Annotated in this window: 12 protein-coding genes; 7 read left to right on the top strand and 5 right to left on the bottom strand. The window is 69.9% G+C overall.

All coding sequences use genetic code 11. From position 1 onward, the window contains the following. Positions 1 to 133 precede the first annotated feature (133 nt). A complete protein-coding gene (locus tag AB0H62_RS29455; protein ID WP_360589546.1) occupies positions 134 to 1105 on the top strand; it encodes an alpha/beta hydrolase in 972 nt (323 codons plus the stop codon). A gap of 6 nt (positions 1106 to 1111) precedes the next feature. On the opposite strand, the gene AB0H62_RS29460 is transcribed toward AB0H62_RS29455, so the two are convergent. Further along, on the bottom strand, positions 1112 to 2575 hold the full coding sequence (locus AB0H62_RS29460) for an AlkA N-terminal domain-containing protein (protein WP_360589548.1): 1464 nt from the start codon (positions 2573 to 2575) through the stop codon (positions 1112 to 1114). Here AB0H62_RS29460 and AB0H62_RS29465 point away from each other — a divergent pair. The 4 genes from AB0H62_RS29465 to AB0H62_RS29480 all read left to right on the top strand — a co-directional run bounded on the left by AB0H62_RS29465 (position 2562) and on the right by AB0H62_RS29480 (position 6023). After that, entirely contained in the window at positions 2562 to 2864 is a 303-nt protein-coding gene (locus AB0H62_RS29465; RefSeq protein ID WP_360589550.1) for a hypothetical protein, read from the top strand. The two genes, AB0H62_RS29460 and AB0H62_RS29465, sit on opposite strands and share 14 nt — an antisense overlap. Beyond that, entirely contained in the window at positions 2861 to 3244 is a 384-nt protein-coding gene (locus AB0H62_RS29470) for a peptidase inhibitor family I36 protein (protein ID WP_360589552.1), read from the top strand. Before AB0H62_RS29465 ends, AB0H62_RS29470 begins: the two co-directional genes overlap by 4 nt. Before the next feature lie 255 nt (positions 3245 to 3499). Next, positions 3500 to 5167, top strand: coding sequence for an alkaline phosphatase D family protein (locus tag AB0H62_RS29475; RefSeq protein ID WP_360589554.1), 1668 nt, complete (start codon positions 3500 to 3502; stop codon positions 5165 to 5167). Between the two features lie 13 nt (positions 5168 to 5180). After that, the gene (locus tag AB0H62_RS29480; protein WP_220243550.1) at positions 5181 to 6023 is read left to right on the top strand and encodes a hypothetical protein; all 843 of its coding nucleotides are present in this window, start codon (positions 5181 to 5183) and stop codon (positions 6021 to 6023) included. A gap of 4 nt (positions 6024 to 6027) precedes the next feature. Here the strand turns inward: AB0H62_RS29480 and AB0H62_RS29485 are convergent, their stop codons facing one another. Together AB0H62_RS29485 and AB0H62_RS29490 are read right to left on the bottom strand one after the other, a co-directional pair. Further along, positions 6028 to 6279 carry a hypothetical protein gene (locus tag AB0H62_RS29485; RefSeq protein ID WP_360589556.1) on the bottom strand — a complete coding sequence of 84 codons (252 nt, stop codon included), beginning with the start codon at positions 6277 to 6279 and terminating at the stop codon, positions 6028 to 6030. Between the two features lie 49 nt (positions 6280 to 6328). Next, entirely contained in the window at positions 6329 to 7426 is a 1098-nt protein-coding gene (locus AB0H62_RS29490) for a VanZ family protein (RefSeq protein ID WP_360589558.1), read from the bottom strand. A 121-nt stretch (positions 7427 to 7547) separates the two neighbouring features. On the opposite strand from AB0H62_RS29490, the gene AB0H62_RS29495 reads away from it, so the two are divergent. Next, on the top strand, positions 7548 to 7964 hold the full coding sequence (locus tag AB0H62_RS29495) for a DUF5709 domain-containing protein (RefSeq protein WP_220243547.1): 417 nt from the start codon (positions 7548 to 7550) through the stop codon (positions 7962 to 7964). A gap of 295 nt (positions 7965 to 8259) precedes the next feature. On the opposite strand, the gene AB0H62_RS29500 is transcribed toward AB0H62_RS29495, so the two are convergent. Together AB0H62_RS29500 and AB0H62_RS29505 are read right to left on the bottom strand one after the other, a co-directional pair. Beyond that, positions 8260 to 9321, bottom strand: coding sequence for a DUF3800 domain-containing protein (locus AB0H62_RS29500; protein WP_360589560.1), 1062 nt, complete (start codon positions 9319 to 9321; stop codon positions 8260 to 8262). Between the two features lie 66 nt (positions 9322 to 9387). Further along, the gene (locus tag AB0H62_RS29505; protein ID WP_360589561.1) at positions 9388 to 10857 is read right to left on the bottom strand and encodes an aldehyde dehydrogenase; all 1470 of its coding nucleotides are present in this window, start codon (positions 10855 to 10857) and stop codon (positions 9388 to 9390) included. 348 nt (positions 10858 to 11205) lie between these two features. Between AB0H62_RS29505 and AB0H62_RS29510 the strand changes: the two genes are divergently transcribed. Beyond that, on the top strand, positions 11206 to 12396 hold the full coding sequence (locus AB0H62_RS29510; RefSeq protein ID WP_220243544.1) for a trypsin-like peptidase domain-containing protein: 1191 nt from the start codon (positions 11206 to 11208) through the stop codon (positions 12394 to 12396). The last annotated feature ends 287 nt before the right edge of the window (positions 12397 to 12683 follow it).

Below are 12683 nucleotides of genomic sequence, written 5' to 3' on the forward strand. Positions count from 1 at the left end.
CGGCTGGGGACAAAACTGAACCGCATGGATCTTGCGGACCGGACCGCGCGGATCTTGCGGACCGGACCGCGCGGATCGTGCGGGTTCGGATCGCGCCGGTCACGCGAGGCTGGATGGTGCGGGTTCGGATCGCATGGACGATGCGGAGCTGAGCGGCGTGGTTCGCCCGGTGCCGAAGCACGTGGATGATGCGAGGCTGACCGGCGTGGAGTATCCGGACGCGAACCAGGTGGATCCCGCGAGACTGAATCCTACGGATCACCCTGGGGACCTGATCTCGGCGGATGACGGCTCTCGCCTCTGGACGACGGCCGTCGGCGGGGGCGAGCCGCTCATCCTGTGCCACGGTGGCCCGGGCCTGTGGGACATGTTCGGCGGCCTCGCCGCCGCGCTGGCCACTCGTCTGCGCGTGATCCGCTGGGACCAGCGCGGGTGCGGCCGCTCGGAACGCCGCGGGCCGTACTCGCTCGCGAAGACGATCGCCGACCTGGACGCCGTCCGTCGCTACTACGGGCTGACCCGTGCCGCCGTTCTGGGCCATTCCTGGGGAGCGACGTTGGCACTGCACTACGCCCTGGACCACCCGGCCTACGTCACCAAGCTGGTTTACGTGTCCGGAACCGGCCTCGGTCGCGCCTGGCATCCGTCGTATGAACGCAACCTCGCCGGCCGCCTCGGCCAGGACCTTTCACGGCTCAGGGAGCTGAACTCCCGCGCCCGAACCCCGGCCGAGGACCGAGAATTGGCTGTCCTGCAATGGTCCGCCGACTTCCCCGATCCCTCGACCGCCCTCACCCACGCCGAGCAGATGGCCACGCCCTGGTTCCCGATCAACTACGGCTGCAACGCCGCCATCAACGCCGAGGAAAAACACCACGCCCCGACCGAATCCGAGCTCATCGCAGCCTGCCGCGCCCTGCCCACTCCCACCCTCATCGTCGACGGTGACCAGGACATCCGCCCCCGCTGGGCGGTGGACTCCCTGCACGCCGCGCTCCCGACGGCGACCCGCGTGACGCTGCCGGGCGTCGGCCACGTCCCCTGGCTCGAAGCTCCCGACGCCGTCGCCACAGCCCTCCTGGATTTCCTCGCCCCGCAGGAATAGGCACCCCTAGGCCGGCAGGTAGTTGATCGGATGATCACCCGTCGCCCACAGGTACTGCACCGCGTAGGCCCGCCATGGTTGCCAAACGGAAGCATGCCGCGTCAGCGCCGAAGGCGACGTCGGCAGATCCAGCGCCGCAGCCGCCAGCTTCACCCCCAAGTCCGTCGGCACAAACGCATCCGGATCGCCCAGCGCCCGCATCGCGATGGTCTCCACCGTCCACGGCCCGAACCCCGGCAGCGCCGACAGCTCGGCCCGGGCGCGAGCCCAGTCCCCGCCCGGCGAAAGGTCGAGGTCGCCCGCGGCGAGGGCGGCGATGAGGCCCAGCAGCGTCCGCCGGCGAGACTGTGGCATCGCGAGCGACGAAGGATCCAGATCCGCAAGATCGGCCGGAGTGGGAAAGAGAAAACCCAGGCCGCCCTCACGGTCGTCGACGGGCGTGCCGTGAGCCGTGACCAGGCGGGCGGCGTGGGTGCGAGCCGCGGCGGTGGACACCTGTTGCCCCAGCACCGCCCGGATCGCGAACTCCGCCGGATCCGTCGTGCGTGGCACCCGGCGTCCGGGGTTCTTCGCGACCAACGGGGCCAGCGCCGGATCCGAGGAGAGCTGGGCGTCGACCGCGATGGGGTCCGCGTCGAGGTCCAGGAGGCGCCGGCAGCGGCTGATCGCGGCCGACAGGTCGCGCAGGTCGGTGAGGCTGAGGCGGCACGCGATGTGGTCGGGTGTCGGCGCCAGCGAGACGATGCCGTGGCCGTGCGGCAGGTGCAGGGTGCGCCGGTACGCGCCGTCGCGCCATTCCTCGACGCCCGGCACGGCGGTGGCCGCCAGGTGGCCGAAGAGGTTGTCCGGGCACAGCGGCGCGCGGAACGGCAGGCGCAACGACAGCGCCCCCGGCGACGACGGCGCGCCGGACGCCCGCGACCGCAGCTCGCTCGGTGTCAGGGCGAACACCTGGCGCACGGTGTCGTTGAACGTCCGGATGCTCGAGAACCCCGCGGCGTGCGCGATGTCGCCCATCGGCATCTCGGTGGTCTCGACCAGCAGTCGCGCGGTTTCGGCGCGCTGGGCTCGCGCGAGCGCCAGCGGGCCGGCGCCCAGCTCGGCGTACACCTGCCGCTCGACCTGCCGCACGCTGTACCCGAGCCGCGCCGCGAGCCCGCCCACGCCCTCGCGGTCGACCACCCCGTCGGCGATCAGCCGCATGGCGCGCGCGACTACGTCGGCGCGCTCGTTCCACAACGGCGATCCCGGCGTGACGTCGGGACGGCAGCGCTTGCACGCGCGGAACCCGGCCGTCTGCGCCGCCGCCGCGCTGCCGTAGAAGCGCATGTTCTCGACCTTCGGCGGCACGACCGGGCAGCTCGGCCGGCAGTAGATACCGGTGGTGACGACGGCGGTGAAGAACCACCCGTCGAACCGGGCGTCCTTCGACTGCACCGCGCGCACGCAGCGTTCGATGTCCTCGTACACGCCCGCCAGTCTGCCCGGCGGCACCGACAAAACCTGGCGGGAATGCGACACCACTCCACCGAGCGTCACACTCGGCGAAGGCGGCGGAGCACTTTTCCCGATCACCGAAACACCATACCGACTGGTCGGTGACGATCACCACTTCGGCGGTGTGCGCCGAACAGCGATCGCTATAGTTTTCGCACTGGCGGGAGTTCTGGGGAAGTTCGCCATACGCGTCTGGGGACGTTCCCGCCTGTTCGGATCCGGCCCGTCGGCCGGGTTTATCCATCGAAAGGCGATTGAATGAAGAAGCACATTTCGCTGGTCCTCGGCGTGCTCGTGGGCGCCGGCTCGATGCTCGCGCCGGCGCCGTCCGCCAGTGCGGCTGGAACCTGCGCCTCCGGGCACTTCTGCCTGTTCGAGGACGACGACTACAAGGGCCAGCACATCGAGTTCGCCTACCGTGCGGGCGCGATCGACCTGTCCAAGACCGCGTGGGCGGGCGGCAACGGATTCGTCACCAACGGTGCCAGCTCGATGAAGAACAACACGAGCCACGTCGTGAAACTCTACGACTCGAGCAACTGCGGCGGCAACCAGGGCTACGAGGCCAAGAAGAACTCGGTGGACACCGACTTCTCGAACAACAACTTCGACAACAAGGCCAGCTGCGTGTTGTTCGTCTGATCTGACAGAACCACAAATAGTGTCACCGGATAACAATTCTGGTGGCACTATTTGTCGTCTCCGATGGTCACTCAGCGCTACCCCTGACAACCTTCCCCAGACTTCAGCTCGAATTCACCGCCGTGATCGTTCACGGCGCGCCGGCAGCCGGATAACGTGCCCAGCGCGGGACGAACCACGCACGAACCGTCCCGTCTTGATACGTTTCAAAACCCGCTCCACCGGCGAGGAAGCGAACTGGGGAAGCCGCCGACGGTGAGCACAACTCACGTGCCGCACCGTGCGGCCGTCCGCCCTCCCGCGGGCACGAGCGCCGCCGGGACCGCACTGGATCGGAGCGACGTGGAAAACCCGACGCGACGCAAGTTCCTCACCGTCACCGGAGCCACCGCCGCTCTGGCGCTCGCCGGCACGCTGCCCGGCATCACCGCCTCCGGCGCCACCACCGTGGACACCGACCGCGTGCCCGGCTACCCGTTCACGCTCGGCATCGCCTCCGGCGACCCGCTGCCCGACGCGGTCGTGATCTGGACGCGCCTGGCGCCGAAGCCGCTCGAACCGTTCGGCGGCATGAACGACCGCCCGGTGTCGGTGCGCTGGGAGGTCGCCGAGGACGAACGGTTCCGCCGCGTCGTGCGCTCCGGCAACGCACTCGCCCGACGCGAGGAGTCGCACAGCGTGCACGTGGACGTCCGCGGGCTGCGGCCGTGGCGACACTACTTCTACCGCTTCCACGTCGGCGGGCACACCAGCCCGGTCGGCCGCACCCGCACGTCGCCGACCGCGCACCAGTCGATGCCCGCCGTCTCGCTGGCGTACGCGAGCTGCCAGGCCTGGTACGAGGGCTTCTACACCGCCTACCGCGACATGGCGGCGAATGACCACGACGTCGTGTTCCACCTCGGCGACTACATCTACGAGTACGGCGTGGGTGCCGACGGAGGGCTGCGCAAGCAGGACATGGCCGTGGACTTCCAGCGCGAGACCACGACGCTCGACGACTACCGCGGCCGCTACGCCCTCTACAAGACCGACCCCGACCTGCAGGCCGCGCACGCCGCCGCGCCGTGGATCGTCTCGATCGACGACCACGAGGTCGAGAACAACTGGGCCGGCGACATCTCCGAGAACAACGACCCCGTCGCGCAGTTCCTCGTGCGGCGCGCCAACGCGTTCCGCGCGTGGTGGGAGCACCAGCCCGTGCGCACGACGCAGCTGCCCAACGGCCCGGACATCCAGATGTACCGCCGGTTCCAGTACGGCGACCTGATCCGCTTCAACGTGCTCGACACGCGCCAGTATCGCGACGACCAGGCCGCGGGCGACGGCACCAAAGCCCCGAACCCGGACTCGCTCGACCCGAACCGCACGATCACCGGTGCCGCGCAGGAGAAGTGGCTGCTCGACGGCATGGCGCAGCACTCCGCGCGCTGGGAGGTGCTCGCGCACCAGACCGCGATCGCGCAGCTCGACACCGCCGCCGGCCCACCCGTGCTCGTGCCGATGGACACGTGGGACGGCTACGTCGCCTCCCGCAAGCGCATCCTCGGCGGCGCGCAGGATCGCGAGGTGCGCAACCTGGTGAGCATCGCGGGCGACCTGCACCGCAGCGTCGCTTCGGAGCTGCGACCGGACTACGCGGACCCGAGCTCGCCGGTGGTGGCGACGGAGTTCGTCGGCACGTCGATCACGTCGGGTCAGGACGGCATGGACCTCGACGCCGGGGGGAGGGTGATCCTCGACGAGAACCCGCACGTGAAGTTCGGCAACTTCCAGCGCGGCTACGTGCGCTGCGAGGTCACCCCGCGCGAGTGGACCGCCGACTACCGCGTGGTCGACAAGGTCTCCATCCGCGACGGCAAGGTCACCACGCGCGCCAAGCTCACCGTCGAAGACCGCGTCCCCGCCATCCACGTCCACTGACAGGAGTTCCCCCATGCAGCGACGTCACCTCGCCGTGGCCGCCGGCGCTGTCGTGCTCGGCGTGGCACTGGCGACCGCCGCCCAGAGCAGCCCGGCCACGCCCGCTTTGGCGCTGTCCGCCACCCCTGGGCAGATCCAGGTCGTCGGCCTGCCTTGCCTGCCGAGCGCCCTCACCGTCGGCATGACGAACAACGGAAGCGGCCCGGTGTACGCGGACATGGAGCTTTCCGCGCCGCGGCCTCTGGTTCTCGACCGACGGGTGTTCTCGTCCTGGCTGCCGGTCGGCCAGCCGGTTTCGGTTCGGGTCGGCGTCACCGTGCCGCGGTCGGCTCGCCCCGGCCACTACACGGTGGGCTTGTCTTCCGACCGCGCCCGGTTGTCCGTCCCGGTAGACGTCCTTCCCTTACCTCCCAAGGGCCCCGGCGACAACCTCCTCCTCGGCGAACAAGCCACCCCGTCGTCGACCAACGGCAGCTTCTCCCCGTGCGGCGCCGTCGACGGCGACGCGGACGGCGACCACTGGTCCACCACCACGGGCTGGAACGACGGCACGAAATCGGCCTTCCCGGACAACTACGCCGTGACCCTGCCCGCTGTCGGCGCGGTCGGCCGCGTCGTCACCGACACCCTGGACTCCACGAAGTACCCGGCCGCGAAGTACGGCCTCCGCGACTTCGACGTCCAGGCCCACGTGGCCGGTGCCTGGGTGACGGTGGCTTCGGTGCGGGGCAACACTTCGGGTTCGGTGACGTCCACGTTCCCGGCGGTGCAGGCTGATGGGGTGCAGATCGTGGCGTTGGATTCGAATGATCATGCGTATTCGCGGATTGTGGAACTGGAGGCTTACTCCAGCTGACTGCTCACAGATCCCGGATCCGGCTTGTCTGGGCGGCGGACGCCGCCTTGAGGAGTCCCATGTAGACGGACGACGTGTGGAGCGTCAGCGCGGCCGCGAGCGGCAGCGCGACGGTGGTGACACTGGAGCCGAGCAGTGACACCGAATTTCCCGGGAAGAGCCGGCGGAAGTCGGCATGTCGCTCGAGGATGTGCCGCGCGACGTGGGCGAGGTTTCGTCGAGTCGCGGTGGAGCCGGGCGTGGTGGTGTTTGCCACCCGCTCGGTTCGGTCGAGGGGCTGGGGGCTGCAGGCCAGGCTGAGCGAGTCAGGCCGAAACCCGCTCCCGTTCCCTCTCACGCCGGGCATCCACAACCCGCAGCCTCGCCAACAACCCCGTCAGCCCGCGATGCCCGCGCGTGAAGATCGCGAACAGGCCGCTCAGCACGATCCACACGCCAGTCGACGTCGACGGCTGCGCGCTGGCCGTGGCAACACCCAGCGCGACGAAATACCCGCCCGACCCGAAGACGAACCGCACCACCATCTGCAGCACAGAAGGCTTCTCGTCAGCAGCGTTCACCACGGTCAGGAGCACCGCGCGCTGCCCAGGAGTCGCGCCATTCCCTGCCAGGGGGACCGCCAACAGCAAGACCAACGCAGGCAACCACTCACCGAGCACCGCGTTCACAACGGGATTGCCAGGACCACGAAGGCTGTCCGGGTCGCGCAGGAGCTGGATAGCGACCACAACCACGTTCAGCGCCACGCCGAGCAGCGTCACCGCGATGAGGTCCAGCAGCATGCCGAACAGGCGACGCCCGCTGCGGACGGGGCGGGGGGCCTTCGCGTCGAGGCGTTCGTGGGGGCGGCCGAGCACCGGGGCGGCCAGGGCACCGACCGTGGCGCCGATGGTGTTGGAGAGGAGGTCGCCCGTGTCGAAGAGGCGGTAGGGGCAGTCGACGAGGGACCAGACGCCCGTGAGCTGCGTGGTCTCGATGAAGAGCGACACGAGGAACCCGGTGGCGATCGCGAAGGCCGGGCCCTTCCGGTACAGGCGGCGCATGAACACGCCCCACGGCACGAAAAGCGCGATGTTGAACAGGACCTGCCGCAGCGCCGGATTGCTGAGCAGTCCGGTGTGGAACTGCTTCATGTCCGAAAGGAACTGCAGCGGGTTCACGACGGGGTGGCGCAGAGACTCGTGGCTCGCGCAGAAGGCGGCGTCGACGACGGGCGTCGGCATGAGTGTGTACGTGATCAGCGCGCAGCAGTAGACGAGGAATCCCAGCGCCGCGATCGCGCGACCCGGGCCGAACTCGCCCCGGCGGCGGTAGCTGACCACGGCGTAGGGCACCACCAGCACGAATGCCAGCCCGAACCCGGCGAACAGGGCCAGCAACGTCGGCCCGCTCCACTCTGTCACTGACCCCTCCACCTCCGTAGGCGCGCCCGAGAGTAGCGATCTTCGCCGGGACCCACCGGTCGAGGGACACTGGCAGCGGTGCGTAATCTGCACGCGCAGGGTACGGAGAGAGGAGCCGTTCGTGGACGACGACATCGAGGACAACGCCGACACCGGCGTGCTCGACCCCGAAGACACCCTCGAGGACGGCGACCCGTACGACGAGGGCTACTCGCCGCCCGAGAAGCCGCTGGCCGTGCGCGAGTGGGGCATGACCGCCGCGGAGGAGCTCGCCGGCGAAAGCTGGGAGGGCCGCCTCGCGCGCGAGCTGCCGGACCTGGCGTCCGACGACGGCGACGACCTCGGTGACACCACCGACACCGACGGCGAACTCCTCGACGACGAAGTCGGCGACGCCCGCGCGGGCCGCCTTGTCGCCCAAGACGCGGGCTTCGGCCCGGACACCGACGAAGAGCTCTACGCCTCCGACGCCGGCATCGACGGCGGCGCCGCGTCGGCCGAAGAGGCCGCGGTCCACATCGTCACGCCGCGCGACTGATCCGGGTAGTGGCTGGACCGGTCACGACGGGCTCGGGTTGCTGACTGGTCTTGGCAGGTGGTCGGGTTGGTTTCGCGGCCGGACTTGGCTGTCGCGAACGGTCCCTTCGTGGCGCGCGCGGATTGGTGGGCAGAGTCCCAGTGGGCGTTGCGCAGAGGCGTGACTTTGTGTAGTCGATGGTGTCGTTAAGGGACGCTCGACCGAGCCGCCGAGACAGCAGCGGCGGGTGATGTTCGCTCACGGGCCGGCCGACTGATCTTCGCGAAGTGTCCGAAAGTCTCCACGACGTTGCCCTTCACCGCGGGCCGGCCCAGATTGAGGTCGGGAGCAGGTAGGGGTGAAGCAGGGCCGTGAGCTCGGGGTCCCCGCGGTGGTGGAGGGCGTCTTCGGCCAGGCGGCGGGTGACGCCGGCCAGGAAGTCGGCGAGTTGGACGCGCGGGTCGGCGCGGGAGTCGACGAAGTGGATGTCGCGGGTGGGGCCGAGGAGGGTGGCGAGGCGTGCGGGGGTGAGTGAGGGCTGTTCGTCGTGGATGACGGTGGTGGGGTGCCAGTGGGTGACCGTGTCGACGAGGGCCGGCATCAGCGGGTCGAGTGGTGGTACCAGCGAGGGGTCCGCGCGCAGCTGTTCTCGTAGCGCGGTCAGGTGCTCGCGGGCCGGCGGTCGGTCGATCCGCGGGTGGGCTGACTCGCGCCGCTGCGGAGGCCGGATCTGAGGGTGCCCGAGGTGGTTTGAGTCGCGCTGCTGCTGAGGCTGGATGTGCGGGTGCTCGAGATGGGGCGACCAGCACTGCTGCGCCGACGAAGGGGCAGCTGGCAGATGAGCGCTGCACTGCGGCACCTGGGCAAGCGAACTCAGCACGTCATACTGAGCGAAGAACTCCGAAGGCGCCAGCCCAGGGCCGCGCCGCTGTGAGGTTCGCAGCAGAGCGGTGAACGACTGCAGGAACTCACTCCACCGCGGCCCAAAAAGCCGCGGGCCGTCGTGGTGCAGCGCCAGCGCTCGGGAGTCCGGCCGGCGCGCGAGGCAGTCGGGGTAAGGCACCCGGTCGACGAGGAGGTCCACCACTTTCCCGGTGACGAACAACGCCTTGTCCACCAGCACGACCCCGGCCCGCCCCGCCAGCGGCCCCGACGGTCCCAGCAGCCACACCAGCGCCGCCCGGTTCTTGGCCCGCAGCAGGTGGTTCGCCTTGTACTCCAGCGCCGGTGACCCGATTCGTTCGCGAAGCTCCCCGACGCAGTCCGCGGCCGACCCGACGCCCACCCGCACGCCGGCGTGCGCGAAGACGTCCGTGTTCGCCCCGATGAGGTTCACGCCCTCGGAGCCGGACTCGTCGCACGCAATCGTCCCGGACACCACGAAGATCCTGCCAGGCCCGAGTCCCCGGCGCACCGGGTTTTCGAAGCGCAATCCACAATGGACTCAGCCCAATGTGAACGGGTCCCGCGTCCCTCCGGTGAGCTCCACCCAGACCGCCTTCTCCTCCAGGTACTCGTCCACCGCGTGCACCCCGTTCTCCCGCCCCAGCCCGGAGTTCTTGAAGCCCCCGAACGGGACCGACGGAGCCACCACCCGATAGGCGTTCACCCACACCGTGCCGGCCCGGATCCGTCCCGCGACCCGATGCGCCCGGTGCACATCCTTGGTCCACACCGCCCCCGCCAACCCGTAGGGCGTGTCGTTGGCCAGCTTCACCGCCTCGTCCTCATCGGTGAAGGTCAACGCCGCCAAAACGGGCCCGAAAACCTCTTCCCGGTAAACCGTCGACTCCGGTGTGACCCCGGTCAGCACCGTCGGCTGCACGAACAACCCACCCAAGCCGGGATCCGCGACACCGCCGTACGCGACCGTCGCCCCCTCGGCTCGCGCGGTTTCCAAGTACGACAACACCTTCTCGTACTGCGGCTCATTGGCCACCGGACCCATCTCGGTCTCCGCCGCCGTCGGATCGCCCAGCCGGATCGCAGCGGCGCGCCGAGCCACCAACCGCACCAGCTCGTCGTGGACATCCGCGTGCACGATCAACCGCGAACCCGCCATGCACGTCTGCCCGGTGGCCGCGAAAACGCCGGCCACGATCCCGTTCGCGGCCGCCTCCAGATCCGCGTCGGGGAACACGACCTGAGGCGATTTCCCGCCCAGCTCCAAGGTCACCTTCACCAGGTTCTCGGCCGCCGCCCGGGCAACCGCCCGGCCCGTCGCCGTCGATCCCGTGAACGCGACCTTGTTCACGCCGGGGTGGCCGGCCAGAGAGGCACCCGTCTCGCGCGAAAGGCCCGTGACAACATTCACCACCCCGGGTGGAAAACCGGCCTCCGTGACCAAAGCGGCGAACCCCAGCGTCGACACCGGTGCATGCTCCGAAGGCTTCACCACCACAGTGCAGCCAGCGGCCAGTGCCGGCGCCAGCTTCCACGTCAGCAACAGCAACGGTGAGTTCCACGGAGTGATCGCCGCGACCACCCCCACCGGCTCACGCTTCGTGTACACGAGGTAGTTCGGGTTGGGCGACGGGATCTGCCGCCCCTCGATCTTGTCCGCCAGGCCCGCGAAGTAGTGGTACCAGCCGCCCAGGGCGGTGAGCTGGCCGAGCATCTCGCGCAGGAGCTTGCCGGAGTCGTTGACCTCGAGGCGGGCCAGCCGTTCGGCGTTCTCGCCGATCAGGTCACCCAGCCGGCGCAGCAGTGCGGCCCGGGTGAAGCCCGTCGCGGAGCCCCACTCGCCGTCGAGGGCGGCGCGGGCCGCGCGCACGGCGGCGTCGACGTCCTCGGGCCCGCCGTCGGGGAGCACGGCCCAGGGTTCGCCGGTGTAGGGGTTGCGGGATACGAACGTCTTGCCGCTGATCGCGTCGACGGCGTGACCGCCGATGAGCATCTTGAAGTGTTCGGGCATGGCCCACCTCTCCTCGGTCTCGCTTCGGACGGTACGTCCGCACCCGAGGAGGCACCAGACCCGCGGATTCAGCGGATCGGCGAAAGTGTCCACAAAGGACGTTGGCGACCCGGGGCCGCCGGGAGAGCGGTGAGCGCACCGCACTCCCGACGGCCGGGCGGTCGGGCGCCGGAGGCGGTGATCCCAGTGCACAGCCGCCGGCGTGTGCCGACCTGGTGAGAGGAGCAGGCTGGGAAGATCACTTCGAACGTAACCCACGCCCCGGCGGGCCTGCCAGTACTGTTCCCCGATCGAGGCGGTGTGAACAATGCACGTGTGCTGTCCGATGCGAGCGGCAGGGAACCGAAGATGAGCCAGAACACCGACGCCCCCCTCGGTGCGCCGTGGGCGCACCAGCAGCAAGAGGCACTCCCGCAGGTCGCGGCGCCGCCGCCGAACCCGCAGGAGCCGCCGAAGCGCAAGCGGCCCCTGCGCGCCGTGCTGATCTCACTCGGACTGGTGGTGCTGCTGGCGCTCGTCGGCGTCGCCGTCGGGCACTACGCCTGGGGGCCGAAGACGCCGCCCGCGCCGCCGGCGGCCCCGGTGCGGGCGCAGCCGGCGTTCGACGTCGCGTCGGTGGTCGCGAAGGTCAGCCCCGCCGTGGTGGACATCGATGTGGAGCTGGGGCTCGAGGGCGGCGGCGCGGCGGGCACGGGCATCGTGCTGAGCGACGACGGCCTGGTGCTCACCAACAACCACGTGGTCGAGGGCGCCACCTCGATGCACGTGACCGACGTCGGCAACGGCCGCGGCTACGACGCCACCGTGCTGGGTTACGACCGCAGCCACGACATCGCCCTGCTCAAGTTGAAAGACGCGTCCGGACTGGTCACGGCGACGCTGGGCGAGTCCGGCGCGGTGAAGATCGGCGACGGAGTGGTGGCGATCGGCAACGCGGGCGGCCTGGGTGGGCCGCCGAGCGCGTCGCCGGGCAAGGTCACGGCGCTCGGGCGGCAGGTCACGGCGGCGGACGAGATCACCGGCGCCACTGAGACGCTCACCGGCCTGCTGCAGGTCGACGCCGACATCCAGTCGGGCGACTCCGGCGGACCGCTGGCCGACACCCAGGGCCACGTGATCGGCGTCGACACGGCCGCGAACGCCGGCTACGTGTTCGACGAGGGCCTGCGCCCGCACGAGGGCTTTGCGATCCCCATCACGACAGCCGCCGACATCGCGAAGCGCATCCTCGAGGGCAAGGCGTCCGACACCATCCACATCGGACCCAGCGCGTTCGTCGGCCTCACCGTGGTCGACGGCGGCAATGGCACCGGCGCACTCATCAAGTCCGTGGTCGCGGGCGGGCCGGCGGCCAAACTGGGCCTGAAGGCCAACCTGCTCGTGGTGGGCATCGACGACAAACCGGTCACCTCGGCGACGGCGCTGATCGCCCTCATGGACACCCACCACCCGGGCGACAAACTGCGCGTCACGGTCGCCGGTCAAGGCGGCAAAACGGCCACGGTGACGCTCGTCCCGGTGAGTGGTCCGATCGGCTGAGTGCGACGGCCGGGGCCTGGCCGGACGAGCGGGTCGCCTTCGTCACTGAACGTGGTGGCGAGGTCGGTGAGCGCACCGAAACCGGGTCCGACGGGGGACGAACGGGCACCGTCCGTGGCCGAAGGTGTCGGTTGCCCCCCGTGATGGCAATCGTCCGTTCAGGGGAAGGGTTGACTGTCGCGGGGTGCGAAGCGGCCACTGTGGGTGGTGGTCGCCGATCGCGCACCTCGTGCGGACGGCCTCGGGTGCTGTCCTACAGTTCTGCGCAGCAGGGCAAGGGTGATCTT

The organism is Amycolatopsis sp. NPDC050768 (assembly GCF_040654155.1).
Taxonomy (GTDB): domain Bacteria; phylum Actinomycetota; class Actinomycetes; order Mycobacteriales; family Pseudonocardiaceae; genus Amycolatopsis.

Bases quoted from the DNA above. Each gene is read 5' to 3' on its own strand.
- AB0H62_RS29455 (WP_360589546.1), top strand. From the start codon at position 134: ATGGACGATGCGGAGCTGAGCGGCGTGGTTCGCCCGGTGCCGAAGCAC.
- AB0H62_RS29465 (WP_360589550.1), top strand. From the start codon at position 2,562: ATGTCCTCGTACACGCCCGCCAGTCTGCCCGGCGGCACCGACAAAACC.
- AB0H62_RS29470 (WP_360589552.1), top strand. From the start codon at position 2,861: ATGAAGAAGCACATTTCGCTGGTCCTCGGCGTGCTCGTGGGCGCCGGC.
- AB0H62_RS29480 (WP_220243550.1), top strand. From the start codon at position 5,181: ATGCAGCGACGTCACCTCGCCGTGGCCGCCGGCGCTGTCGTGCTCGGC.
- AB0H62_RS29505 (WP_360589561.1), bottom strand. From the start codon at position 10,857: ATGCCCGAACACTTCAAGATGCTCATCGGCGGTCACGCCGTCGACGCG.
- AB0H62_RS29510 (WP_220243544.1), top strand. From the start codon at position 11,206: ATGAGCCAGAACACCGACGCCCCCCTCGGTGCGCCGTGGGCGCACCAG.